The 24,933-nt window shown below is 39.7% G+C and carries 25 protein-coding genes, 3 pseudogenes and 1 riboswitch; of the genes and pseudogenes, 23 read left to right on the top strand and 5 right to left on the bottom strand.

The window, feature by feature from the left end; all coding sequences use genetic code 11:
- Positions 1-125: 125 nt before the first annotated feature.
- Genes ACDD58_RS12380 through ACDD58_RS12390 form a run of 3 tightly spaced genes read right to left on the bottom strand, consistent with a single transcriptional unit; the run spans position 126 to position 2,115 of the window.
- Positions 126-1,034: a TlpA disulfide reductase family protein gene (locus ACDD58_RS12380; RefSeq protein ID WP_370777717.1), complete on the bottom strand. Its 909-nt coding sequence runs from the start codon at positions 1,032-1,034 to the stop codon at positions 126-128.
- 48 nt (positions 1,035-1,082) lie between these two features.
- Positions 1,083-1,982, bottom strand: coding sequence for a 4Fe-4S binding protein (locus ACDD58_RS12385; RefSeq protein WP_022113240.1), 900 nt, complete (start codon positions 1,980-1,982; stop codon positions 1,083-1,085).
- Positions 1,975-2,115, bottom strand: coding sequence for a CD1871A family CXXC motif-containing protein (locus ACDD58_RS12390; protein WP_006859626.1), 141 nt, complete (start codon positions 2,113-2,115; stop codon positions 1,975-1,977). Before ACDD58_RS12390 ends, ACDD58_RS12385 begins: the two co-directional genes overlap by 8 nt.
- A 134-nt stretch (positions 2,116-2,249) precedes the next feature.
- On the opposite strand from ACDD58_RS12390, the gene ACDD58_RS12395 reads away from it, so the two are divergent.
- From ACDD58_RS12395 to ACDD58_RS12405, 3 genes are all read left to right on the top strand, one after another.
- A complete protein-coding gene (locus tag ACDD58_RS12395) occupies positions 2,250-2,897 on the top strand; it encodes a response regulator transcription factor (protein ID WP_015520501.1) in 648 nt (215 codons plus the stop codon).
- Positions 2,894-4,042, top strand: coding sequence for a cell wall metabolism sensor histidine kinase WalK (locus ACDD58_RS12400; RefSeq protein ID WP_118209058.1), 1,149 nt, complete (start codon positions 2,894-2,896; stop codon positions 4,040-4,042). The genes ACDD58_RS12395 and ACDD58_RS12400 overlap by 4 nt, the downstream gene beginning before the upstream one ends.
- Positions 4,043-4,169: 127 nt before the next feature.
- The gene (locus ACDD58_RS12405; RefSeq protein ID WP_147345366.1) at positions 4,170-4,349 is read left to right on the top strand and encodes a hypothetical protein; all 180 of its coding nucleotides are present in this window, start codon (positions 4,170-4,172) and stop codon (positions 4,347-4,349) included.
- 177 nt (positions 4,350-4,526) lie between these two features.
- Here ACDD58_RS12405 and ACDD58_RS12410 read toward each other — a convergent pair.
- Positions 4,527-5,357: pseudogene (locus ACDD58_RS12410) on the bottom strand (transposase); the annotation flags it as partial.
- Positions 5,358-5,661: 304 nt separating this feature from the next.
- On the opposite strand from ACDD58_RS12410, the gene ACDD58_RS12415 reads away from it, so the two are divergent.
- The 15 genes from ACDD58_RS12415 (at position 5,662) to ACDD58_RS12485 (ending at position 21,903) form a co-directional block, all read left to right on the top strand.
- Positions 5,662-6,669: a DUF5692 family protein gene (locus ACDD58_RS12415; protein WP_330418356.1), complete on the top strand. Its 1,008-nt coding sequence runs from the start codon at positions 5,662-5,664 to the stop codon at positions 6,667-6,669.
- 172 nt (positions 6,670-6,841) lie between these two features.
- Positions 6,842-7,504, top strand: a complete 663-nt coding sequence (locus ACDD58_RS12420) for a response regulator transcription factor (RefSeq protein WP_117918772.1) — start codon at positions 6,842-6,844, stop codon at positions 7,502-7,504.
- A complete protein-coding gene (locus ACDD58_RS12425) occupies positions 7,494-8,318 on the top strand; it encodes a sensor histidine kinase KdpD (RefSeq protein ID WP_117918467.1) in 825 nt (274 codons plus the stop codon). The genes ACDD58_RS12420 and ACDD58_RS12425 overlap by 11 nt, the downstream gene beginning before the upstream one ends.
- A gap of 86 nt (positions 8,319-8,404) precedes the next feature.
- On the top strand, positions 8,405-9,088 hold the full coding sequence (locus ACDD58_RS12430; protein ID WP_117918465.1) for an ABC transporter ATP-binding protein: 684 nt from the start codon (positions 8,405-8,407) through the stop codon (positions 9,086-9,088).
- Complete coding sequence (locus ACDD58_RS12435; RefSeq protein WP_370777721.1) at positions 9,085-11,076, top strand: FtsX-like permease family protein; 1,992 nt, start codon at positions 9,085-9,087, stop codon at positions 11,074-11,076. Before ACDD58_RS12430 ends, ACDD58_RS12435 begins: the two co-directional genes overlap by 4 nt.
- Before the next feature lie 124 nt (positions 11,077-11,200).
- Complete coding sequence (locus tag ACDD58_RS12440; RefSeq protein WP_117918461.1) at positions 11,201-11,809, top strand: TetR/AcrR family transcriptional regulator; 609 nt, start codon at positions 11,201-11,203, stop codon at positions 11,807-11,809.
- Positions 11,810-11,898: 89 nt separating this feature from the next.
- Positions 11,899-12,687, top strand: coding sequence for a class I SAM-dependent methyltransferase (locus ACDD58_RS12445; protein WP_117918459.1), 789 nt, complete (start codon positions 11,899-11,901; stop codon positions 12,685-12,687).
- 335 nt (positions 12,688-13,022) lie between these two features.
- The gene (locus ACDD58_RS12450) at positions 13,023-14,711 is read left to right on the top strand and encodes an ABC transporter ATP-binding protein (protein ID WP_370777723.1); all 1,689 of its coding nucleotides are present in this window, start codon (positions 13,023-13,025) and stop codon (positions 14,709-14,711) included.
- Positions 14,712-15,273: 562 nt separating this feature from the next.
- Positions 15,274-15,380, top strand: a riboswitch (TPP riboswitch).
- Positions 15,381-16,762: 1,382 nt separating this feature from the next.
- Positions 16,763-17,563: a bifunctional hydroxymethylpyrimidine kinase/phosphomethylpyrimidine kinase gene (gene thiD / locus ACDD58_RS12455; RefSeq protein WP_370777724.1), complete on the top strand. Its 801-nt coding sequence runs from the start codon at positions 16,763-16,765 to the stop codon at positions 17,561-17,563.
- Complete coding sequence (gene cytX, locus ACDD58_RS12460; RefSeq protein ID WP_370777726.1) at positions 17,560-18,744, top strand: putative hydroxymethylpyrimidine transporter CytX; 1,185 nt, start codon at positions 17,560-17,562, stop codon at positions 18,742-18,744. Before thiD ends, cytX begins: the two co-directional genes overlap by 4 nt.
- A 36-nt stretch (positions 18,745-18,780) precedes the next feature.
- Positions 18,781-19,326 (top strand): energy coupling factor transporter S component ThiW, encoded by a 546-nt coding sequence (gene thiW / locus ACDD58_RS12465; protein WP_370777728.1) that lies wholly within the window; start codon positions 18,781-18,783, stop codon positions 19,324-19,326.
- A gap of 96 nt (positions 19,327-19,422) precedes the next feature.
- On the top strand, positions 19,423-20,136 hold the full coding sequence (locus ACDD58_RS12470; RefSeq protein ID WP_370777730.1) for a hypothetical protein: 714 nt from the start codon (positions 19,423-19,425) through the stop codon (positions 20,134-20,136).
- A gap of 154 nt (positions 20,137-20,290) precedes the next feature.
- Positions 20,291-20,728 carry a MarR family winged helix-turn-helix transcriptional regulator gene (locus ACDD58_RS12475; protein WP_370777732.1) on the top strand — a complete coding sequence of 146 codons (438 nt, stop codon included), beginning with the start codon at positions 20,291-20,293 and terminating at the stop codon, positions 20,726-20,728.
- A gap of 12 nt (positions 20,729-20,740) precedes the next feature.
- Positions 20,741-21,193 (top strand): MATE family efflux transporter, encoded by a 453-nt coding sequence (locus ACDD58_RS12480; RefSeq protein ID WP_330414572.1) that lies wholly within the window; start codon positions 20,741-20,743, stop codon positions 21,191-21,193.
- Between the two features lie 5 nt (positions 21,194-21,198).
- Positions 21,199-21,903, top strand: coding sequence for an MATE family efflux transporter (locus tag ACDD58_RS12485; protein ID WP_370777734.1), 705 nt, complete (start codon positions 21,199-21,201; stop codon positions 21,901-21,903).
- A gap of 260 nt (positions 21,904-22,163) precedes the next feature.
- On the opposite strand, the gene ACDD58_RS12490 is transcribed toward ACDD58_RS12485, so the two are convergent.
- Positions 22,164-22,358: a TetR-like C-terminal domain-containing protein gene (locus ACDD58_RS12490; RefSeq protein ID WP_370778749.1), complete on the bottom strand. Its 195-nt coding sequence runs from the start codon at positions 22,356-22,358 to the stop codon at positions 22,164-22,166.
- Here ACDD58_RS12490 and ACDD58_RS12495 point away from each other — a divergent pair.
- The 5 genes and pseudogenes from ACDD58_RS12495 to yaaA all read left to right on the top strand — a co-directional run bounded on the left by ACDD58_RS12495 (position 22,342) and on the right by yaaA (position 24,933).
- A complete protein-coding gene (locus ACDD58_RS12495; RefSeq protein ID WP_370777736.1) occupies positions 22,342-23,028 on the top strand; it encodes a reverse transcriptase domain-containing protein in 687 nt (228 codons plus the stop codon). The two genes, ACDD58_RS12490 and ACDD58_RS12495, sit on opposite strands and share 17 nt — an antisense overlap.
- Positions 23,015-23,374: pseudogene (locus ACDD58_RS12500) on the top strand (helicase); the annotation flags it as partial. The gene ACDD58_RS12495 and the pseudogene ACDD58_RS12500, both read left to right, overlap by 14 nt.
- 107 nt (positions 23,375-23,481) lie before the next feature.
- The gene (locus ACDD58_RS12505) at positions 23,482-23,883 is read left to right on the top strand and encodes a Fur family transcriptional regulator (protein ID WP_117922566.1); all 402 of its coding nucleotides are present in this window, start codon (positions 23,482-23,484) and stop codon (positions 23,881-23,883) included.
- Positions 23,884-23,900: 17 nt separating this feature from the next.
- Positions 23,901-24,181: pseudogene (locus ACDD58_RS12510) on the top strand (peroxiredoxin).
- Positions 24,181-24,933 carry a peroxide stress protein YaaA gene (gene yaaA / locus ACDD58_RS12515; protein WP_117922567.1) on the top strand — a complete coding sequence of 251 codons (753 nt, stop codon included), beginning with the start codon at positions 24,181-24,183 and terminating at the stop codon, positions 24,931-24,933. The pseudogene ACDD58_RS12510 and the gene yaaA overlap by 1 nt, the downstream one beginning before the upstream one ends.

The following is a 24,933-nucleotide window of genomic DNA, read 5'->3' on the forward strand; positions in this document are numbered from 1 at the left end:
CTATACCGGTAATGGGAGAGACTTTCAGATACCTGCCGGGAGGTATCTGAAAGTCCGGGAGTGAATGAAAATAGAACCGTTGGGTATGATGTGCCGGTTATGTACAAAAGAGTATCATAAAAGGGTTATTTATTTGAGCTGTCTGCATCGATTACAGATTGGATCTGTTTCATCAGAGTATCATAGTTATCCTGATTATCGATTCCACCGAGCATCGGATCACCCACGATGTTACCATTTCTGTCGACGAGTATTGTGGTAGGAAATGCCATGATATTGGAGGCATATTTGCCTGCATCTGAAGATGAATCAATAGAAAGATTGCGGTATTTAGCACCTTGGCTTTCAAGAACAGAGGCAGCTTCTTTGATAGCCGATTCATTTCCATCGAAGGTTTCTGTGTTGATGCCGACTACTTCTCCTCCCATTGCCCTGACTGCATCATTTAATTCATTCAGTTTGGATAACTCAGCAACACAAGGCTTGCAGCCGGTAAACCAGAAATTGATGACAGTTACTGCATTTTCGGAAAAAAGACTTTCGTCAACAGAATTACCATCGAAATCCTGACCTGAGAAATTTTTGAATGGTGATGCATCTTCAGAATTAGTATTCTGCCCATTTTTATCGGATTCTGTAGTTTCTTTTTCAATTTCTGCGATCTGTTCTTCGATTTTTCGTATGGTTTCAATATCATCAGTAAGTGTTTTGAATTCGTCATCAGTAAAAGAATCTTTGTTTGATTCAGCGGTATCAGCCAGATAATCAGCATAATTTCCGTTTGAATCTGCAGTGTTTTTATTCATCAGACCAAATAATTTGTCCCATATATCTTTATGCTCTGCAAAGATCCGGTTCTCCTGCTGATATAAATCATCCAGCTTTGTGTTGGAATTGTCCGCTGATGCCGTGCTGTCTTCAGCCGTGGTATTCTGTGGTTCTGTGGTGCTTACAGTTTCTTTTCCGCTGCAGGATGTAAGCAGCAGTGCGATGCTGAGTGTGACAACTGAAATAAATGTAATTTTTGTTTTCATGGATAATTGCTCCTTTTTTAAATTGTAATAAGATTGATAGTTACTGGTTTATGACTGCTGGTTACTGTTGTTCTTTTTTTTACATGATTTCCCCATAAACTGGTAGTGGATCGCATCTTTAGGACAGGCTTTTATACAGGCTCCGCATCGTATGCATTCCGGATGATCTGGAGTTTTACACACATCCACATCCATTTTACATGCCTTTTGGCATTGCCCGCATCCGATGCATCTGCTGTTCTCAATTTTAATAGAAAGAAAGCTGACTTTATTAAATAATGAGTAGATTGCTCCAAGAGGACAGATCCATTTACAGAATGGTCTGTAAAACAAAATACTTAACACAATAACTGTGATTAAAATAAGGCATTTAAAAGAAAAAAGTTTTCCTAGTGCAGAACGTATAGCGGCATTTCCAAGTGCGAGAGGGATAGCTCCTTCCAGGACACCCTGAGGACAAATATATTTACAGAAGAAAGGATCTCCCATTCCGATAGAGTTCGTTACCAGCATCGGAAGAAGTATAACAAAAATGATCAGGATGATGTATTTTAAATAGCGCAGCGGTTTGAGCCGGGCTGTAGAAAATTTTTTCCCAGGTATTTTATGAAGTAAATCCTGAAACCATCCAAACGGACACAGAAAACCACATATAAATCTTCCGAGTGTTACACCGAGTAAAATAAAAAATCCGGTTATGTAGTATGAAAATTTAAATCCTGATGAACCAACAACCGCCTGAAAAGCGCCAATTGGGCATGCTCCTGTTGCCGCCGGACAGGAGTAACAATTTAATCCTGGTACACATACGTTTTTTACGCTGCCCTGATATATTTTTCCTTTCCATAAATTAGGAATATGGATATTCGTGAGCAGTGTGGCAGCTGCCTGTATCCATCCGCGTAGTACAGCTATTTTTTTTGATAGAAAATTCTTTTTTTTATCCAATTCCGACACACTCCAGACATAATTTTATTGCTTTACCGAGCACGACAGCTGCTTCTCCTCTGACCGCACCGTAACTTATCATGGTGATACCTGAGATGAGCAGGATCGACTGATAGATTTTTTTGCACTTCAAGATATTTTACTCCTTTCATTTGTTGTATTTATTGACCAGCTGATGTTAGTATTATACAATAGCTGTTGTAAAATTTGTGTTAAGAAGCGGGTGAATGAATTTTGAGATTATTGATAGTTGAAGATGAGAAACAAATGTGTGACATGGTTGCAAAACGGCTGTATGATGCAGGGTACGAGGTGGATACCTGTTATGATGGGGAAGAGGCTTTTGAAAGTGTCCTGACGGAGAATTATGATCTGATCGTTCTGGATCTGAATCTGCCCGGTATGGATGGAATGGAGATCTTAAAGGAACTCAGACAGAGAAATGAGGAGACAAAGGTTCTTATATTATCTGCAAGAGGGCAGATTGCGGATAAGGTTGAAGGACTGGATGCAGGGGCAAATGACTATATGGAAAAACCATTTCATCTGCAGGAACTTGAGGCGCGTATCAGAAGTCTGACAAGAAGAAAATTTGTGCAGAAAGATGTGTGTCTGGAAAGTGGTGGGATAAAGTTCGATACGGTAAGACGTGAGGCATATGCAAAAGGGAAAATGATTTCCCTGACAAGAAAAGAAAATGGCATTTTGGAATATTTACTTCTGAATCCTGGAAGACCGGTAAGTCAGGAGGAATTGATGGAACATGTCTGGGATGCATCCGTGGATAGCTTTAGTGGTGCCATCAGAGTACACATGTCTTCGCTTAGGAAAAAGCTTAAGGCTGAACTTGGATATGATCCGATTTTAAACAAGGTGGGAGAGGGATATAAAATACGGGAGGAGTCTGAACGATGAAAAGAATATCACTGCAGTGGAGGCTTACCTGTATCATTACAGTATATATTGCAGTTATATGTGGATGTCTGACGATGTTTGTCTATAAAAATGGCGTGTATTATATCGATTCCCTGCAGGAGACTGTGGATGCCCAGGGAGAGGATAACGGGGAGGATACGGATGAAATATATATCAGCATTCCAGATGATAAGTGGGATGAGTTTGCCAATGATTTTTCTATCCAGGCATATAATAATAAGGAAGATTACAAAAAAAACAGTCTGCTGATATCAGCCATATTGGCTCTTATTGGCGGGGTAGTTACATATTTTATAAGTGGGCATGCACTCAGACCAATCCGTGAATTTTCTGATAAAATTGAAGAAGTACAGGCGCAAAATCTGGCAGCTTCACGAATAGAAGAAAATAAAGTTAAAGAATTGAACCAGCTTAGCGTTTCGTATAATAAGATGCTTGAACGTCTCTCGGACGCATTTGAGATACAGAGGCAATTTACCGCAAATGCAGCACATGAACTGCGGACGCCATTATCTTTGATGCAGGTACAGCTTGATCTTTATAATTCTACACGGCATCCGGATAATGATGCTGATACATTGCAGACAATAAAGATGGTTACCGAGCAGAATGGAAGACTCAGTAAAATGGTAAAAACGCTCCTTGATATGAGTGAACTCCAGACTGTGGGACGGGATGATGAAATTATGGTTGACGCGCTTGTTGATGAAGTGTTAGCAGATCTGGATCCTCTTGCACAGGAAAAAAACATAAAACTTACTGGAAAATGTAAAAATATAACGATGGTTGGAAGTGACATTCTTATTTACAGGCTGGTATACAATCTTGTTGAGAATGCCATAAAATATAATCATTCGGGCGGACAGGTTACAGTAACTGCATACCGGAAGGAAAAACATGTTTATCTGTCCGTGGAGGATACGGGAAACGGAATCCCTGAGGAACTCAGGGAACGCGTGTTTGAACCATTCTTTCGTGTGGATAAATCCAGAAGCCGGGAACTTGGCGGTGTAGGACTTGGACTTGCGCTTGTCCGTGAAATCGTGAGAGTGCATGATGGCAGTATTGCAGTCAGATCAAATCCGTCTGGAGGAACGGTTTTTGACGTAATATTACCACTGTGATCGATCATAACTTATTAGTTACATCTGGCTGTCTCGTGCCTGGGGTATTTAATTCTTTTCTATTGAATTATGCGGATATCTGGTTGTTTTTGTAGTGTCGAATGTATTGCTGAAAGTTTTGATGCAAATGAAAGAGAAAGTCCTTAATCATGAGGAAATGTTAAATCATTATCTGATACGCGGATTTATGGAACTGGTCATATTCCGCGTGGAAAGGCAGTTTCCGAATGAGATCATGATGGCACTGGAAAAGGTGAATCTTTCCTGCCCGGTTCGTGATTCTGCCAGGGGACTTTTGAGAAACTGATGAAGTAAGATCCATATTTTGCGGAACTCTATATGGCTCAGGATAAAAACCTTGCATTTTGAGAACAGGCGTGTATAATCTCATTTTTGACAGTTGATTAGTTAATAAAGTGCCACAATCCCTGTAAATACAAGGGGTGTGGCACTTTTATCTGCATACACGAAATATAGTAATGTTTTATCTCCGCTTACTTTTTTTCTGAATTCCTTTTATTTTCCGTTTTGTTATGAATTGATAGTCCGTTCTGAATCCGCAGGTTTCATGGAGATCGTCAGTGATTTCCTGACGCTCATATACCGGCATGAAGCCCTGTTCTTCTATATCCGTAAATTTTATGTCTTTTAAAGTGTGAAGTAATTGTTCTGTGGTATAAGTCCCTTTCAAGGAGCGGTTTAATAACCGGAAATGTAACAGAGCAAGAAAACAGGTAAGAAAATGAGCCTTAATTCGGTCTTCACGGTTTAAGTAAACGGGTCTGGCTTCAAAGTCTGTTTTCATAGTTCTGAAACAGTCTTCAATCTGCCATCTTCCTTCACTGACTTTTAAGATATCTGCAACGTTATCATCAAGCAGGTCTGTACATACCGCATAAAGCCCGTCATACATTTCTTCTTCAGCAATCTTATCCGTATCGAGATAATAGTGGATCTTAGCTTTTTCTCCTTCGTTGGTTACAGCTGCCTTATTTACAAATCTTGCAGGATCATTTGGATTTTTGCGCTGTTTTTTTAGAGAGCCATTTGCAACCATTTTTTCTGCCCGACAGATCTGCTCCGCACGGATGGATTTCTGATAAGCGGCATATTTAGGGGAGTAGGTTATGATCAATCTTTGATCCAGTTTTTTTGTTGTAAATGGTTCGTCTTTATAATAAAGCTGGTTCTTGTCATCATCTGTCAGTTTTGTGAGGTCAACAGGTTTATCATCTGAGAGAAGTTTAAAGCCCGTTTTCTTTAAAGCCCATGCCCGGTCTTCAGCAGGCAGCTTTTTGATGGACTGAGTGACAATATTTGACAAAAAAATAAGCCTATTTCAAGGCTTTGCGGTACTTTTTTGCATTTCAATGTGTCAAACTCCCGATAAAGGCAGTATCTATCTGAACGTGAGACCTGGAACGCTTACGATCGAGGATGAAAAATAAAACTGGTTATACCACAAGAAATAAATGGCACTTTTTGGTTCAAAAGGACGAAAAAGTGCCATTTTTGCAGAAAAACATAAATTATATTGAAACTTTATAAAATTAATGTTAAAATTATAACAATGTCTGGTATGACCAGATAAAACTAATCTATATAAGGGAGGAATGTATATGTTTACATTTCATGAAGGCCCTTCAGGATTTACCGCAGCGGGAAATGGATTTTCGAATCTTACGGTAATTCTGATCTGGGTAGCAGTATTTGCAGCTTTGGTTCTGCTTAATGAAGTATCAAGAAGATGGAAGTGGAGCGGTTTCTTTTTCTGGTTCATACTTCCGGTCATTGGAACAGTTACATGGTTTACGGTATTAAAAGGTATTGCCTATACCGACTGGTTCCACCTTGCAAAGTATTATTCATCCACCGCAGGCTGTATTTTCTTCTGGTGTTTCCGTTATGTCAAGGGAACAAGAAAAGACGGTACGACCTGGGAACTGAAAAACAACAAGATCTTCATGCTTTTAATTCCGGCAATCCTTGCTATCAATATTTTCGAGGCTTGTTCCCGTGATTTCCAGGTTGCAATGCAGTACTGGGGCAATATCACAGAACTCGCCGATGAGCCGGGCATGTTCGTACTTGGCGGACCATGGAATATTATGAATGGTATCGCAGGTATTTTAAATGCGGTTACGATCGCAGGCTGGTTTGGTGTATGTGTACGTAAAAAGAGCGACAAAGACAGTTCACGCGATATGATCTGGCCGGATATGATGTGGTTCTGGATCGTTGCATATGATTTATGGAACTTTGCTTATACATATAACTGTCTGCCGAGCCACGCATGGTACTGCGGACTTGCATTACTGTTAGCTCCGACAACAGCAGCATTTCTTATCAACAAGGGTGCATGGCTTGAGAACCGTGCCAGAACACTTTCCATCTGGTGCTTCTTCGCGCAGTGCTGGCCGATGTTCCAGGATGAGGTAGTTGTTGTAAACTCTACCTACAATCCGGTAATCTACAACATCGTAAGTGCTTTAGCATTGATCGCTAACGTTACAGTATTTGTATTTATGATCTACAAATCTGTCCAGAAGAAAAAGAATCCATGGACAAACAGCATCTATGATGACATGGATGGATATAAGAAGATCGCAGAGCAGGCTGAGGCATAGGGACATAATTGCTATGCTGCTGATGCAGGAATGCCTGTGATAATAAAAAATTGAAAAATAAAGAGAAGCCTGTCGCAGCGGATGCGGTAGGCTTTTTCTTTATTTTGTGTTATTATTTTACAGTGGATTTTTTGAAAAGCAGTGACTGGTCAGAATGAGAAAGGGGTTGCAGATGAATTATATTTTACTGGTAGAAGATGATACTATGATCGCATCGGGAATTATATATGCACTGGAAATGGAAGGCTATGAAGTCTGTCATGCTGTGACCGTTGCGGATGCGTGTGGTTTCATCGAAAAAAGATATTTTGATCTTGCAATTTTAGATATGCAGCTGCCGGACGGACTGGGGGCTGATATAGGCAATAAATTAAAAAATACAGATACATCCGTCATTTTTCTGACTGTAGTTGATGATGAAAATACGATTGTCAGGGCTTTTGATGAAGGTGCAGCAGATTATGTCGTAAAGCCTTTCCGGATCAGGGAACTGCTTGCGAGAGTAAGGCGTGTGTTATCGGTTCAGAATAAGCAGACGGGAAAGAATCATATCATTTGCATAGGACAGGTCAAGATCAATACGGATGAGGCAAAAGTTTATGTGGATGACAGGATTGTTGATCTTACTGCGTTAGAATACAGACTGCTTCTTATTTTTGCTAATAATCAGAGAGTCTTATTATCCCGACAGCAGATTTTAGATAAAATCTGGGATATAGATGGTAATTTTGTGGAGGATAATACACTCACTGTTTACGTGAAAAGACTGCGTGAAAAACTCGGGGCGGCATTACAGATCGAGACTGTGAGAGGAATGGGATATCGTGTGGATTAAGAAAAAAGAAGTAGAAAAATTGTCTGAGTTTGTAAAAGGCTATATTTCCGGTGAGAAATTTGATATCCGTGATAACAGAGAGGGTGCATTTCAGATTTTAAAAAATGACATCTATGCTCTGGTTAACAGGAAAAATGAACAGATCAAGGTGATCGAATCGGAAAGAGACATTCTTTCTGACTATATGGCAGATATTTCTCATCAGCTTAAAACACCTATCACTTCCATGATGATCATGGCAGATTTATTAGAAGATGCAGAACCGGAAAAACAGGCGGAATTTATTCATAACATCAGAGTTTCTTTAAACAAGATGGAGTGGCTTGTAGGCGCACTGCTTAAGATGGCAAAGATTGATGCACATGCCATTGAGTTTATAAAAAAAGATATAAAGACATCAGAATTGCTTGAAGCTGTAAATCCTTCGGTTGCGATACTTTTAGATATTAATAATCAGAAACTTATACTGAAAAATGACAGCGTTATCAGTTGTGATAAGCAATGGACGGTGGAGGCACTTACGAATCTTGTAAAAAATGCGATCGAGTATTCTCCGAAAGATAGTGAAATCGAAATAGACAGCGGTGGAAATCCGTTGTATAGCTGGATCTCGGTAAAGGATAGCGGTGCAGGAATGAGTAGAGAGCAGTACGCAGCCCTTTTTAAAAGATTTGAATATTCCACAAATGAAAATGGCTTTGGGATTGGGATGCCGCTTGCGTTATCAATTGTCAAAGGACAGGGCGGAGATATAGATATTGATTTTGGAAACTATGGATGCGGTACGACGTTTATCATAAAATTTTTTAAGTGACAGAATTGTCATAATTGATTTTGGTTTTGTCACGGAACAGTCATTTTACATTGTTAAGATCAGTAGTGAAAAGGGAGGATAATGCGATGGCTGTTTTAGAAGTAAGAGAGCTGACAAAGAAATATGGTCAGGGAGAAGCGGAAGTGACCGCACTTGATCATGTTTCTTTTTCTGTTGAAAGAGGAGAATTTGTTGCGATTGTCGGAGCTTCCGGTTCAGGAAAATCTACCCTTATGAACATGATCGGAGGACTTGATCATCCAACCAGTGGTTCTGTCGTGATCGAGGAAAATGATATTGCTGCAATGAACGAGGATGAACTTGCTATTTTTCGAAGAAGAAATCTGGGAATTATTTATCAGTTTTACAATCTGATTCCTACGCTTACTGCAGAGGAAAATATTATGCTGCCATGGAAACTGGATGGAAGAAAAGAAAATAAAAAACGATTAACAGAAATGATGCAGCTGCTTGGGCTTTTGGAACGGGCAAAACATCTTCCGGGACAGATGTCCGGTGGACAGCAGCAGAGAGTATCAATCGGAAGGGCACTGATCAATGAGCCGGCTTTTATACTGGCGGATGAACCGACTGGAAACCTTGACAGTAAGACGGGCAGAGAGATTATGGATATTTTAAAGCTTGCCAATCAAAAGTATAAGCAGACGATTCTTTTAGTTACGCATGATGAAAAAATTGCCTTGCAGGCGAGCCGGATCATTACGATCGGAGACGGGAAAATTGTAAAAGATGAGGTGATGAAATCATGAAAATTACATCACAGCTCGCACTCAGTCAGCTAAAATTAAATAAAAAAAGAACAATGGCAGGGATTTCTGCTATTTCACTGGCAACAGCACTTGTTACGGCAGTTATGTGTTTTGTAACCAGTGGCAACAGGATGCTTACGGTTTTTTTAGAACCGGGATATGGAGACTATAGCAGTGTGTATTTTCTTTTGATTTTCGTTCCGGTTTTAATTTTAGGGATATTGATCGCTCTTATGTCGGTAACGGTGATATCAAATATTTTTGTGGCAAGTGCCAATAAAAGGATTCAGGAATTTGGTATTTTAAAATGTGTAGGTGGAACCGGAAAACAGATCAGAGCATGTGTTATCTGTGAAAGTTTGTGGCTTTGTGTGGTTGGTATTCCGCTTGGACTTATGGCAGGAACTTTGCTTGGATATATTGGTATAAAAATCACAGGATATTTTGTTTCGAATATCGATCAACTTTCAAAAAGTATTATTATGAGACCGTTTTCCTTTTCTTTGTCATTTCATATTTCGGTATGGACATATCTGTTTGCTTCCTTTTTTTCATTTTTGATTGTTCTTAGATCTGCGTACAAGCCTGCAAAAACTGTTGGAAGGCTTACTGCAATACAGTGTGTAAAAGGTATAACGACAGACATAAATCTAAAAGAGCTTGCTGTAAAAGGTGGATTGGCTGGAAAAATTTTTGGATGTGAAGGAGAGATTGCATGGAAAAATATTAAAAGGAATCAATCAGGATACAAAGCAACAGTACGGGCATTATCACTTGCAATTTTACTGTTTTTGATGACAGGTGGACTGGCAGAACAAGCGAAAGAGTTTCAGGAATGGATGACGCCGGATTCAAAAGAGATGGATGTGGATTATTGTTCAATTCGCAATATAGAGGTGAATAAACGAACCGGACGTACCGAAGAAAAGATCGTATCACCAATATCCTCTATAACTTATAACGAAATAACAAAAAGATTAGCTGAATATGGTAATATAGAAGTATATGGAGTAGGAAATGATGCATGTACATATCAGGCAATCCTGGATAAGAATTTCCTGTCTAAGGATATGTCAGAGGCTCCAGACATTTTTGATGAGAATGCAGAAGCAGGGGTTTCTCTCATATCGGTGGATGAAAAATTATATCAGAAGCTGTGTGACAGAGCAGGAGCTCCTTACGGCAGTAATCTTTTGATAAACAGTTACCAGTATAATGATAATGGGAGAACAAAGAGCATAAAACCCTTTGGAGAAACGGTTACGGAAATCACTTTGATAAATGCAGCCGAAGAGAAGAAAAGGATTGAAATTGGAGGTTTTTTATATCAGGAAGATCTGAAAGAACCGGGATTTCGTGATATGTCTCCTGATCCGGTAAGGATTGTTGTGCCGGATGTTACTGCCAGATATTTCGACTGGTTTTGTACACCGGATGATGAACAGGCATTTGCAGAATATGCCAGAAAAATCATGGATGAATATTATCCGGTACTTACAGAGGATTCCTATGTGGATCAGGGATATACGGTGAGAATAAGCCGCATGGATACGATGGCAAAAATGTTAAATATCGCAATTATCCTTGCGGAAATTATTCTATATGGATTTGTTATTCTGTTGATTTTTATGGGATTTGCAAGTGTGATCAACACGCTTGCGGCAAATATCAGGATCAGAGGACGAGAGTTTGCAATTTTAAAAAGTGTTGGAATGACAAATGCTTCCATTCAAAAAATGCTTTACTGTGAAAGCCTGATATGCATTATAAAAGCACTGATACCAGGAACTGTACTCGGAATTGCAATACCATTTGCAATGAATCTGTCTATACGAAAAGCGTTTCCGGTGTTATATCATATTCCATGGGGAATATTAATAGCAGGAGTGGTCGTCTTGACTGTGGTAGTGATGATTATCACATGGGCTGAAACAACTAAGCAAAAGGATAAGAGTATCATTGATGAGATCAGAATGGATGTCATGTGATGTAATGGAGATTTGCATTTATATGGAAGAAAGAAATAAATATGGGATATATATATGGTGATGGCGTGAGTGTTCAGATCAAAAATTGACAAAACAGTTAGTTTGTGCTAACATATCTTGTATTATGGAAGATGAGCGCAGAAAACAGACAGAACAAAAACTGATCAGATCCGGCAGGGCAGAGTTTCTAAAAAAGGGTTATGTAAAAGCCAGTCTCCGGGATATCTGCAAAGCAGCCGGTGTCACGACTGGAGCATTTTATTTCTCATTTGAGAGTAAAGAAGCGTTAATGACAGCCATTTTAGATCCGGTGATCGCTGATTATGAGCATATGTGCGCCGAACTGGCGCAAAGGGAAGAAGAGGATCCCGGTACAGCGGATGATAATGAACGGCAGATCATGGAATATTTATCGGAGCACCGGGCGGAGGCAATCATTCTGATGGAAAGATCAGAGGGCAGCCGTTATGAGGGCTTCCGGCAAAAAGTATACAGCCAGATGCAGGCGGCATTTACCAGCTATTTTTCAAAGTTTATGGGAAGTGAGCCGGATTCGGAAATGATCCGGATTTTGGTTGCAATGCGGCTTCGCGGATACATGGAACTGATAGAAGGAGATTATACCGTGGAAGAAAGACTAAAGCTTGCGAGGGAGATAGGCATACATGCCGACGCAGGATCGATGGCATTAATTCAATATTTAAAAGAACAAAGAGAAGTCTATCGCAGATGATGCGGTAGGCTTTTTCTATTGCAAAACATAACAGATCAGAAAAATTGTTATGCGCTCGCAAAACAAGGAGGAAAAAGGAGGATTTCATCATGAAAGAAAAAACAAATTATGGAAACTGGGTGCCGGAGAAGGCTCTGTATCTGCTGTTTGGACTGGCGGGGGTATTTCTTGTGGTCACGGTACTGCTTGGAGTTATGGTACAGATACCGGTTATCACGGTGATCGCGGGAGTGGTTTGTGCGCTGACATTTGCGATGGCGGTCTATATGCTGGTCTGCCATGAAGCGTTTGCATTTGGAAAGGGAAATATGATGGCAGGTGTGCATAAACATCTGGTAGAGCATCTTGACTGGGATGGAGAAGGGAAAATGCTCGATATCGGATGTGGTGCTGCTGCACTTACGGTCCGGTGCGCGAAGGCTTTCCCGAAAGCGCAGATCACGGCGATGGATTACTGGGGAGCAGAGTGGAGTTACGCAAAGGAGCAGTGTGAGAGAAATGTAAGACTAGAGAGTGTTGCAGACCGCGTGTCATTTCAAAAAGGAGACGCAGCAAAGCTGGATTTTGCGGATGAAACATTTGATGCGGCAGTGAGCAATTTTGTGTTTCATGAAGTACGGTCGACGAAAGATAAGCGGAATGTGGTGAGAGAGGCACTCCGGGTGGTAAAAAAAGGAGGGGTATTTTCATTTCAGGATATGTTTTCACAGAAAGCGTTGTACGGAGATATGGATGCATTTGTTGAGGTATTAAAAGCCGAAGGAATCTCTGAGATACACTATATCGGTGATCTGGAAAAGAAGCTTGATTTTATTCCGGGATTTGTGACGACGCCGTGGATGATCAGTGGGATGGGGATATTATATGGAAAGAAATAAATGTGATAAAATAAAATCTGAAATTTACAGGTGAAACGTGGATGGAATGTATGTAATTTTAGTAAAGAAAAAGTCTTGTGATTGGAATGGCTTGCAGTTTTTCGCATCATTATGGTAAGATAAAAATACATGATACAGAATCGAGGTGAATTCATGATGAAATTTGTTCGAGGTAACTACTCAGTACAGTTGAAATGATCTGTTAGCAGATTGTACTGAGGTTAATTCATAATCATAGAATGTTCGCGGAGCGTGCATTCTATAATATTAATATGCTGACAGTCACAACTGTACTGTTTCGTAGGTAAAAAATATGCGATAAAAGGAGTACAGTTATGCGTTACATAAAAGAAATACTAAAGAAAAATTTATTGGTTACATCTGGCTATCTCGTGATTGGGGTATTTAATTCCTTTCTTTTGAACTATAAGGCAGATTATTTTCAGAAAATCATTGACGGACTTTCCGGTGGAACCCTGACGATCATTGGGATTGTCGCATATGGGATCATTTTGCTTACCGGTTATGTTTTGGAGTATGTGGACGAATATCCGGCAAAAAAACTGGAACATGGGATTTATCTGGACTTTAAGCTGTTAGCGCTTCAAAAAATCAGTATCATAGAGTATCTGGAATATGTGAAGCTGGGAACAGGAAAACTTGTTCAGAAAATTGAAAATGGTTCAACAGCGGGACGGGATGTGATATTTAATTTCTGGCTGGTTTTGATTCGCCAGTTATTGCCGTCCATACTATTCAGTATGTATTTTATTGCAAAAATCAACAGAAATATCATGTATATTTTGATGAGCGGATATCTGGTCGTTTTTGTAGTGTCGAATGTATTGCTGAAAGTTTTGATGCAAATGAAAGAGAAAGTCCTTAATCATGAGGAAATGTTAAATCATTATCTGATACGCGGATTTATGGAACTGGTCATATTCCGTGTGGAAAGGCAGTTTCCGAATGAGATCAGGAAAGCAGATGATGCAAAAAGGGAGATCGTATCTTCAAAAGTAAAGATGAATCTGATCCATGAGGCTTTTTTTACGATATTTGCATGGATGGTTGCATTTTTAAATATAGGGATTATATTTTATGCATGGAAAAGCAAAAATCTCACGGCGGGCGAAGTGGTGGCACTGATTTCGCTGGTGGAAAATGCGTATGTCCCAATCGCAATATTCAATGTGATCTATGTGCAATATAAGCTGGATAAGTCAGCTTATGCAAGATTTGTCCGGTTTTTGGAGTTAAAAAATGACGAGCAGCTCCAGAAAGGCAAGATTCCGGCTGGAAATGCAGGTGAGATCTGTGTCAGGAATCTTCACTTTGAATATGAAGAAAAGACGGCCTTGGATGAGGTGGCATTTACAATCACAAGAGGACAAAAAGTTGCCCTGGTCGGTGAGAGCGGTTCAGGAAAGTCGACACTGATAAAAATTCTTTTGGGATTTCTAAAGTATGACAGAGGTCAGATCAAGGTTGGAGGAGTGGAACTGAAAGATCTATGCCTTGATAAGTTCTATGACAAAATTGTTTATTTATCCCAGGATTCTCCGATTTTTGATGGGACGATCAGAGAAAATATTTTATTTGACAGAAATGTCCCAGACGATGAGATTATGATGGCACTGGAAAAGGTGAATCTTTCCTGTCTGGTTCGCGATTCTGCCAAGGGACTGGATACGCAGATCGGTGAAAAAGGTACGCGTCTGTCGGGCGGAGAAAAACAGCGGCTTGCACTTGCAAGATTGTGGTTTGAAGATCCGGAACTTGTTATTTTGGACGAAGCCACATCGGCGCTTGACAATTTAACAGAAGAGGCAGTTATGCAGGAAGTTCTTGATCGGTTAAAAGATCAGACGATGATCGTTATTGCCCACAGGCTGAATTTTATTGCAGCTTTTGATAAGATCATTGTATTTCGGAATAGTAAAATTACCAGTCAGGGGACTTTTGAGGAACTGATGAAATCAGATCCGTATTTTGCGGAACTTTATCATACAAGTAGTCAGATCTGATTGTCTGGATACATTTGTTGACTGGCAAAGGAAGAGATTTAGAAACATAAAATACGATTTTAAATTTTTGAAGTTGTCCATAGGAAAAAACTATGGACAACTTTTATTTTGTGTGCCGAGCATGGCGCTAATCTTGCTGGTGCAAGTCCAGTCATGGGTATTTACCGCCAAGTGTAGCGAACCACAAGTCGGTATCGGTAACGGTATGGATGGAGGAAGTGGTGTAGCAAAGTTCTTGAGCCTACGAACAGAAACTTGATAAGGCGATTAGGTGGGTAAGATTGCAAATCAAATCGAAGCCCAAATGGTAAACGTAAACCGAAATTGTAAATCAATGGAAAAAGCCGGGAACAAAGGTGCGTAACCTAATAAAGATGTGGGTACCAGAAGACTTGGCAAGACAGGCTGGAAACAGTTGCCGAGGATATTGGTTCACGACACATGCAGTTGCCATAAATATGGCAATGACAACAGCAATTTATGTAGAAAAAACTTGCATTTTGGGAACAAGTGTGTATAATAAAGCTGTTATAAAAAAGACCATCACAAAAGTGATGTGGAAAACAAAAAAATGGGGTGCTCGCACAGGCGGGCTGAGAGTAAGCGGACGCTTTAACCCGGAACCTGATTTGGATAATGCCAACGTAGGGAGATAATGGATCACAAGTGTGTTTTTTGTGCAGGAATCTTTGGTTGGGTTCCTGCACTTTTTATGGATAAGATATCTGCAAATGCTGGTTTGTGGGTGATATGAGTTTCCCTGTGTAGGGTGGTTCTGGGGGGTTACGATTGGCAAATCGCATCAAGCCGGGACTGTTTTGTTCCGTTGTACGAAAATAAGGCAAGTCTAAGTCAGCCTGATTTAATGTTTCTCGGAGTGACGTGTGCGTCTTAAACGCCCCGTCCGGGGGCATTAAGACTTGTGCTGCCGTCCGTGGCAGCACAACACTGTGTTACGAACAGGCGGACTAAGATTGCCTAATTTTCTCCCAAAGTCACAAAACGAATCCCGGCTTGATGCGATTTGCCAGCCACTAAGTTGTGAGCCACCCTTAGCCGGGAAACTCATTTTACAACCTTGGGGGTGCGTAAACTTTTAGTGTTTTGTGTCTGAATCTGATTAAAAAATATTTCTAAATAACTATATTCAATAATTTATTATTTGTTTGATAACGCTGGCAAAAAACTCAATATATTCCACTATGCTCATGTTTATTGCCATACACATTTGAAGAATATTTTGTGTTATTGGTCTGACAATTTACGAAACAATTCATGTAGTACAATACAGCAGCTGAAAATTTTGGAAAGTCATCAGGCTAAATATTAATGATACAGCACATTAGGATTTTAAGCATATTTCCATTCGTGCGAATATCAAAAATTCACACCCGCGCCCCCATTTTGAGATGAACCGCCCACCCAAATGGTGTTCACAACCTGGAGGTGGGCATCTTGCGCAAAGCCGGAGCTGATTTTGTGACTTTGGGAGAAAATTAGAAAATCTTGGTGTGCCTGTCTACATACAGTGATGTTCTGCCACGGATGGCAGAACAAGGCAGCATCGAGTCATGGATGACTCGTTGTTGCCGTTCACGTCACTCCGAGAAAATCTAATTCAGGCATACCTAGACTTTTCTTATTTTCGGACAACGGAACCAAAATTACTCCGGCTTTGCGCAAGATGCCACTCACAAGCCTACGATACACCATTTGGGGAGATGATTTATTTCATAAACAAACCAGCATTTGGAGGACCGTTTATTCATACATCACTTGTGTCACAGCGGCAGATTGGGGGCACCACCTTAGGTCGCTATATAAAATTAATGCAAAACAAAGGAGGCAAATCCTCTGCTCCTGCAAGGGCGCATGCTATGCAGGCATAGCAGACATTTTGCTTCGCAAAACAAAGGAGGCAAATCCTCTGCTCCTGCAAGGGCGCATGCTATGCAGGCATAGCAGACATTTTGCTTCGCAAAACAAAGGAGGCAAATCCTCTGCTCCTGCAAGGGCAGTCGCATTTTGCTTCGCAAAACAAGGAGGATTTTATGTACACAGCATTAACAATCGCTGGAAGTGATTCCAGTGGAGGCGCCGGAATCCAGGCAGATATCAAGACAATGACCGCAAACCGCGTTTATGCGATGAGTGCGATCACAGCTTTGACTGCCCAGAATACGACCGGCGTAACAGATATTATGGAGGTAACTCCAAAGTTTTTGGCAGAGCAGCTGGATAGTATTTTTACGGATATTCATCCGGATGCGATTAAAACCGGAATGGTCTCTTCTAGTGAACTGATCGAGACGATTGCGGAAAAGCTGACAGAGTATCACGCAAAAAATATCGTGGTGGATCCCGTCATGGTGGCAACCAGCGGAGCGAGACTGATAAACGAGGAAGCCATCAGTACATTGAAAAGTAAATTATTGCCTCTTGCAACTGTTATCACTCCAAATATTCCGGAAGCAGAAGTGCTTTCTGACATGGAGATAAAGACAGAAGCAGATATGGAAAAAGCAGCAGAAATCATTTGTAATACCTTTGGTTGTGCCGTGTTATTAAAGGGCGGACACCAGTTAAATGATGCGAATGACCTTCTTTTCCAGAAGGAAAAAGAGCCGGTATGGTTTCATGGCAAACGAATTGACAATCCAAATACCCATGGAACCGGCTGTACGTTATCTTCTGCGATTGCATCGAATCTTGCAAAGGGAAGAGACTTAGAAACTTCCGTCAGATATGCTAAAAATTATATTTCCGGCGCACTTGCCGCCATGCTTGACCTTGGAAAAGGAAGCGGCCCTATGAACCATGCATTTGCGATCGAAGGAGAGTACAGACAATGAATGAAAAGAAAACTTCCGTTTTTTCTAATGGATTAATCTGGTTTGGTGCAGGTGTATCCTTAGCTGAGATATTGACCGGTACTTATTTTGCACCGCTGGGGTTTGGAAAAGCAATGCTTGCAATTCTGCTTGGACATCTGATCGGAGGTCTGATGATGTTTGCTGCAGGAATGATCGGGGCAAAAGAGCGAAAAAGTGCCATGGAAACTGTAAAAATGAGCTTTGGTGAAAAGGGAAGTCTGCTTTTTGCCATATTAAATGTGTTACAGCTTGTGGGATGGACTGCGATCATGATCTATGATGGTGCACTTGCGGCAGATGGTGTTTTGCATGCCGGAAACTGGGTGTGGGCGATCATTATTGGTGTTCTGATCGTTGTGTGGATTTTCATTGGACTGACCAACCTTGGCAAATTAAACACGGTTGCCATGACCGCACTTTTTATTTTATCACTGGTACTTTTTAAAGTGATCTTCTTTGGCAGCGGAAGCATGACAACGATCGTGGATGACGGAAGTTTAACGTTCGGAGCTGCCGTAGAGCTCGCGGTAGCAATGCCGCTTTCCTGGCTGCCGCTGATCAGCGATTATACAAGAGAAGCCGAAAAACCGTTTGCTGCAACACTCGCAAGTGTGATCGTCTATAGTCTGGTCAGCACTTTTATGTACATGATCGGCATGGGAGCAGCTATTTTTACCGGCGAATATGACATTGCACAGATTATGTTAAAAACCGGTTTCGGCGTTGTAGGACTTCTTATTATTGTATTTTCCACGGTTACAACAACCTTTCTGGATGCTTATTCCGCAGGAGTTTCAAGTGTTTCCATTTCCTCAAAGATTCAGGAAAAATGGGCAGCAATTGTTGTTACTGTGATTGGAACTGTCGCAGCGATCGTTTATCCAATGGATAACATTACAAACTTTTTATACCTGATCGGTTCTGTTTTTGCTCCGATGATCGCAGTGCAGATCGCAGATTACTTCATTTTAAAGAAAGCAGATGCCGGAAAATCTGCATTTCAGTGGCGTAATCTGATTGTATGGCTTGCCGGATTTGTGATTTACCGCATACTGATGCAGGTGGATACGCCGGTTGGAAATACGCTGCCGGATATGGTGGTCACAGTCATTCTCTGCCTGATTGTGGAAAAAGCTGCAGGGGCAGTAAAATCAAAATAGGAACTGTTGCAGTCAGACCATTTTTTAGAAGGCAGGATGTGGCAGATTCCGGGAAAAGAGGACAAAAGAATGAATAAATTTAATTTAAAGAAATTGACAGTTACAGCAATCTTAGCGGCAGTAGCGGTGGTGGGAAGCTTATTTTCCTTCCCGGTATTCGGTTCCAAATGTGCACCGGTACAGCACCTGGTAAATATTTTATGTGCAGTTACCGTAGGACCGTGGTGGGCGCTGGCTCAGGCTTTTATCGCAGCGTTGATCCGTAACCTGTTAGGACTTGGAAGCCCTTTGGCATTCCCGGGAAGCATGTGCGGTGCATTGCTTGGCGGACTGTTTTATCAATATGGGAAAAAACTTCCGTTTGCTTATATTGGTGAAGTGGCAGGAACCGGAATCATTGGTGGAATGCTCTCTTATCCGGTGGCATATCTTGTCATGGGGAATAAGGCAGCAGCTTTATTTACATTTGTTGTTCCGTTTCTGATCAGTACCTGTGGCGGAACGATCATTGCCATTATTATTACACTGCCGTTGAAAAAATCAGGAATGCTTGGCAGAATGAAAGACAGTCTGGAAGAGTAAGGCAGTCTGAATGATGAAAGATAAAGAAGAATATTGTGAAAAAACAGGGCATGATGTAAAATTAAACTATAAATTTTACAAAAGGAGAACTTTGTTATGAAGAATGTGAAAATTATGTTTTTGGAAAGGAAATTTTCCGGGAGATATTTCCTTATGTTGTTGGTGGCTATAGCATCTGTTGTAGCAATCCAGCTATGCAGTCCGATTGAGGCAAAAGCGAAAAGTACAGCTCCGGAGGTAGGGTACAGCGAAAACAGACAGCTTATGTTTGTACCGGAATACAAGACATTTGGTGAATTTGTGGTAAAAGACATGAGCAAAAATGCAAAAGTCACATTGAAAGTCAGCAATAAAAAGATTGCAAGCGCAAAATGGGACAAACGTCAGAATATAGTCTGGGTTACCGCAAAAAAACCGGGCACCGTCAAGGTAACCTTAAAAATTGTACAGAATAAAAAGACGTATACCTATACTTCTAAGATGACATGGGTAAAATATAATAACCCGTTAAAGAGTCTGTCTGTTGGAAAGACAAAATATAAGGTGTCTTATTTTGATAAAAATACGACAGCAGCAATGAAGAAAGTAAAAGGTTCACAGACTTTAAAGGTATCTTTAAAGAAAGGATATAAGCTTAAAAATCTTGCAATATCCCGTGGTGGAAAATATACCGCAATACAAAATGGTGCGAAGATCAATTTCACCCAAAAAGGTTCGAATAATACGGTTGTATTTATTAGCTATCAGGATCCGGAAGGAAATTACGGAACACTCAGATTGTTTGCAGATAAATCCAATCATGAATGGTAATATAAAATAAAAAACGAGTTGATGTATATGAATGAAAGTATACATCAACTTATTTTTTTGTCATTTTGTGTCGTATGCGGTAAAAAAATGTTGACAAAGGTATGAAATCATACTATTTTATAAAAGGTACGATTTCATACCTTTGGAGGAAGAAATGAATAAAAATTATAGAAATGAAGTTCATAAAATGAATTATCTGTCATCAGAGATAGATTCATTGTATCATCTGTCATCGTTAAAATTTGGAATCAGTGACAGTGCGTCAATCGTGCTATATACCATATATGATGCAGGCGGTGAGTGCCTGCTCAGTCATATATATAAAACATCAGGTATCAGTAAACAGACGATCAATTCTGCAATCAGACACCTTGAAGCGGAGCATTTTATCAATTTAAAACAGATGGATGGCAGGTCAAAAATGGTTTCATTTACCGATGAGGGAGAGAGATTTGCAGAGAATACCGTTGCAAGACTTTTTGCTGCAGAGACGGGTGTATTTGAATCCTGGACAAAGGAGCAGGTTGAGATATTTATGGATCTGATGGAAAAATACCTCGATTCATTCAGAAAACAGATAGAAAATTTATAAAGGAGTTTTTCGGTGAAAATTCAATTATCAGATCATTTTTCTTACCGGAAATTGTTGAAATTTACACTGCCTTCGATCGCAATGATGATTTTTACATCTATTTATAGTGTGGTGGATGGTTTCTTTATTTCTAATTTTGCCGGGAAAATACCGTTTGCAGCAATTAACCTGATCATGCCTGTACTTATGATCCTTGGAACTGTTGGTTTTATGTTTGGAACAGGTGGTACAGCATTGGTAGCCCTGACCTATGGGGAAGGGGACCGGAAAAAGGCAAATGAATATTTTTCATTACTGGTATACAGTGCTGCGGCACTTGGAATTATTTTAGCGTTGCTTGGATTTTGTTTTATCCGCGATATTGCAGGTATGTTAGGAGCTAAGGGAGAGCTGCTTGAAAATTGTGTGATTTATGGAAGGGTCATTCTGATCGGATTGCCATTTTATGTATTGCAGGAGGTATGATCCCGTTGATTTATTTTCTGAGAAAAAATTCAAGTATATTAAGACTTGGAGAGACGAAGTTTGAAGGAAAAGTATTGATTAAGGCAACTTCCAATGGACTTTCTGAATTTATGACGAACATATCCATGAGTATTGTTGCAATCTTATTTAATTCCCAACTGATGAAATATTCCGGCGAGAATGGTGTTGCAGCATATGGTGTCATGATGTATGTCAGTATGATCTTTACAGCAGTATTTGTTGGTTTTTCAATCGGGGCGTCACCTGTGATCAGTTTCCATTTTGGAGCGAAAAATACAGATGAACTTAAGAACCTGATACGTAAAAGTATTGTGATTGTTGGCACATTTGGTATAATTATGGTGATTGCTGCGGAGATATTTGCCGGAGGACTTGCAAAGATTTTTGTTGGATATGATGAGGAGCTTTACCGGCTTACCTTGTCCGGGTTCCGGGTTTTTGCACTGTCATTTGGCTTTATGGGATTTGGTATACTGACCTCCGGATTATTTACTGCATTAAATGATGGGCTGACTTCCGCACTGATTTCATTTTTGCGTACCCTGGTATTTGAAAGTGGAGCAGTCATGCTTCTGCCGTTAATATTTGGAATACATGGGATATGGTATTCGGTGGTTGTTTCAGAATTTTTAGCACTTGTTCTGGGTGCAGTCTTTTTGGTGATCAATCGAAAAAAATATCATTATTGATGTGAAAAATCACAATATATCATATGGAAAATATTATAAAAAATGTCTTTTGCAAGAAAAGTATTTAATTTGATAAAATAATATCTGCGCAAGAGGAAACGATATTTATGGAGATATGACACAGAGGTGCATATCTCTTTTTTGCGCATTTTAAGGAAACAGGAGCTTCCTGTATACTTTAAGAGCTATAACAAAATCATTTTGATAGAACTCTTGGCTGGACTTTTTTTTTCAAACCTATTTTAGGATTATAAATTGTATTAAATTCTATTTTTGTATTCGCTGTCGATAATTTCCATAATCTCTTCTGGTGTTTCTTTACAACCGTTGTTAAGCCATTTTTTGATGATAGCAGTTATTCCGGCACGAAAAAACTCACTATGATAATCGATAAATTTACTATCATATAACTGCTCTGCTAGCGACTTGTCATAATAAATGACTTTTTTCGACAGAGTAAATCATGATAAGTTAATCCAGATACTAAGAGAGCAAGTAAACGATAGTACCACATTAAATCTGATTCGGAAATATCTGAAAGCAGGAGTAATGGAAAAAGGACTGGAAAAAGCGACTATCACGGGAGTACCGCAGGGTGGTTCGCTTTCGGTTGTATGTTCTAATGTCTATCTTGATAAGTTAGATAAAGAACTGGAGCAAAGAGGACTTCGTTTCACAAGGTATGCCGATGATGTGTTGATATTCACCAAAAGTGAGATAGCAGCCAATCGAGTAATGAAATCCATTTGTAGCTGGTTAGAAAGGAAGCTATTCCTGAAAGCAAATGCTACGAAAACGAAAGTGGTAAGACCGACAAGAAGTAAATATCTTGGATTCACATTCCTGAAGAATGGTTCAGAATGGAAAGTCAGACCGACCAATGAAAAGAAAAAGAAACTGAGCGAATATCTGAAAAGAGGTAAAGCGGTAGCGAGACCACTTGCAGTTACAATTAAAAGAGTAAACGAGATTGTACGAGGGTGGATAAATTATTTCAGAATTGGAATGATGAAGCAGTTTCTGGAAGAGTTCGGGGAATGGTTGAGACATAAAATCAGAGTAATTGTCATGAAACAATGGAAGAGACCTAAAACCATTTATCGAAATCTATGGCAACGAAAATGAAGAGGTGGCAATCTACAGATATGTCACCAAAGGAACATTTGATGCATACAACTGGTCACTTGTGGAAAATAAGCAGCGTTTTATCAGTCAGGTAATGACAAGCAAGGCGGTAAGCCGAAGCTGTGAGGATATCGACGAAGCAACACTTTCCTATGCTGAAATTAAGGCGGTTGCCACAGGCAATCCGTTAATCAAGGAAAAGATGGAGATTGACAATGATGTGCAGAGATTGAAGCTGTTAAAGGCATCGTATGATAATCAGAGGTATGGCTTGCAGGATAACTTTATGATCAGGTACCCGAAGCTGATTAAGACTGCAACGGAAAAGCTTGTCAATGTAAGGGAACTCTGAAAGTTTGACATTAGAATCTAGCAATTAGAGTTCGGTTACTGTTGACAAAGTAAGAACCACAACATAAAATCTAAATTAAGATTAAATCTTATTAAGGAGGACTGAGAACAATTAGAAATACGATTCAAAGAGATATGGTACTAAGTGCAGTAAATGAGATGCATCGTCATGTAACAGCTGATCAGATATACACATTTATAAGGGATAAATATCCATCAATTGGAAGAGGAACCGTATATAGAAATCTTGGTATACTTGTAGAGGAAGGAAAAGTCAGAAAAGTAGAAGTTCCGGATGGCTCTGATCGCTTTGATTTTACACTTGAGAATCATTATCATGTTGAATGTGTAAAATGCGGAGAAATATTTGATGTTGACATGGATGTTATATCAGAAATTGAAAAGAAAATAAAAGATGCACATGGTATGAAATATATAAGCCATGACATATTTTTTAAAGGAATTTGCCCAGAATGTCAGAATAATAAAATGAATGACCTGTAAGATTGGAGGATAATATAATGTTAGAGATAGGGACAAAAGCACCAGATTTTGAATTACCAGACCAAAATGGAGAATTACATAAATTGAGTGAGTATCTTGGGAAAAAAGTGATACTATATTTTTACCCAAAAGATAATACACCGGGCTGCACAAAGCAGGCGTGTGGATTTTCAGAAAGATATCAATGGGTGTGGTCAGAACAACATACCTTATTGATGAAGAAGGTGTTATCATAAAAGCCAATGATAAGGTAAAAGCTGCTGACGATCCAGAAAAAATGTTACAGGAATTAAGCTGATGAAGATTATATTATCACCCGCAAAAAAGATTAAAGTGGATACGGACAGTATAGAAAGCTTAAGTGAACCGGTATTCAAAGAAAAAACAGATGAGATTCTTAGATGGCTACAGGGCAGGTCTGAAAAAGAACTCAAGGAAATGTGGAAGTGCAATGACAAGATTGCTGAACAGAATATAGAAAGAATTAATTCCATAAAAATGGAAAATAATCTTACACCAGCAATTTTAGCATACGAAGGAATTGCATATCAGTATATGGCACCGATAGTTTTTGAAGAGGAACATTTTAACTATGTTCAGGAACATTTGAGAATATTGTCAGCATTCTATGGAGTATTAAAGCCTCTGGATGGCATTACTCCATACCGCCTTGAGATGCAGGCAAAGGCTGCCATAGGGGGCTCAAAGAATCTGTATGATTTCTGGGGAGATAATCTATATAGGGAATTGATAGATGACAGCAGAATCATTGTTAATCTGGCTTCAAAGGAATACTCTAAATGTATTGAAAAATATCTGTCGCATAAAGACAGGTATATAACGATTACATTCTGTGAGAAGTCAGAAGACAAGCTTATCACAAAAGGCACATATGCAAAGATGGCACGAGGCGAAATGGTAAGATATATGGCAGAAAACCATATAGAAAAACCAGAGAGCATCAGTAACTTTAACAGACTTGGCTATGTGTTCAGAGATGACATATCATCAGATCATGAGTACATATTTGAAAGAAAATCTGAAAAATAG

Origin of the sequence: Roseburia sp. (assembly GCF_041325975.1) — a bacterium.
GTDB classification, from domain to species: domain Bacteria; phylum Bacillota; class Clostridia; order Lachnospirales; family Lachnospiraceae; genus Roseburia; species Roseburia rectibacter.

Coding starts and splice junctions, on each gene's coding strand:
- ACDD58_RS12470 (WP_370777730.1), top strand. CDS start 19,423: ATGAAGAATGTGAAAATTATGTTTTTGGAAAGGAAATTTTCCGGGAGA.
- ACDD58_RS12415 (WP_330418356.1), top strand. CDS start 5,662: ATGTTTACATTTCATGAAGGCCCTTCAGGATTTACCGCAGCGGGAAAT.
- ACDD58_RS12420 (WP_117918772.1), top strand. CDS start 6,842: ATGAATTATATTTTACTGGTAGAAGATGATACTATGATCGCATCGGGA.
- cytX (WP_370777726.1), top strand. CDS start 17,560: ATGAATGAAAAGAAAACTTCCGTTTTTTCTAATGGATTAATCTGGTTT.
- ACDD58_RS12435 (WP_370777721.1), top strand. CDS start 9,085: ATGAAAATTACATCACAGCTCGCACTCAGTCAGCTAAAATTAAATAAA.
- yaaA (WP_117922567.1), top strand. CDS start 24,181: ATGAAGATTATATTATCACCCGCAAAAAAGATTAAAGTGGATACGGAC.
- ACDD58_RS12395 (WP_015520501.1), top strand. CDS start 2,250: ATGTGTGACATGGTTGCAAAACGGCTGTATGATGCAGGGTACGAGGTG.
- thiD (WP_370777724.1), top strand. CDS start 16,763: ATGTACACAGCATTAACAATCGCTGGAAGTGATTCCAGTGGAGGCGCC.
- thiW (WP_370777728.1), top strand. CDS start 18,781: ATGTGGCAGATTCCGGGAAAAGAGGACAAAAGAATGAATAAATTTAAT.
- ACDD58_RS12495 (WP_370777736.1), top strand. CDS start 22,342: ATGACTTTTTTCGACAGAGTAAATCATGATAAGTTAATCCAGATACTA.
- ACDD58_RS12405 (WP_147345366.1), top strand. CDS start 4,170: ATGAAAGAGAAAGTCCTTAATCATGAGGAAATGTTAAATCATTATCTG.
- ACDD58_RS12450 (WP_370777723.1), top strand. CDS start 13,023: ATGCGTTACATAAAAGAAATACTAAAGAAAAATTTATTGGTTACATCT.
- ACDD58_RS12380 (WP_370777717.1), bottom strand. CDS start 1,034: ATGAAAACAAAAATTACATTTATTTCAGTTGTCACACTCAGCATCGCA.
- ACDD58_RS12445 (WP_117918459.1), top strand. CDS start 11,899: ATGAAAGAAAAAACAAATTATGGAAACTGGGTGCCGGAGAAGGCTCTG.
- ACDD58_RS12440 (WP_117918461.1), top strand. CDS start 11,201: ATGGAAGATGAGCGCAGAAAACAGACAGAACAAAAACTGATCAGATCC.
- ACDD58_RS12475 (WP_370777732.1), top strand. CDS start 20,291: ATGAATAAAAATTATAGAAATGAAGTTCATAAAATGAATTATCTGTCA.
- ACDD58_RS12430 (WP_117918465.1), top strand. CDS start 8,405: ATGGCTGTTTTAGAAGTAAGAGAGCTGACAAAGAAATATGGTCAGGGA.
- ACDD58_RS12400 (WP_118209058.1), top strand. CDS start 2,894: ATGAAAAGAATATCACTGCAGTGGAGGCTTACCTGTATCATTACAGTA.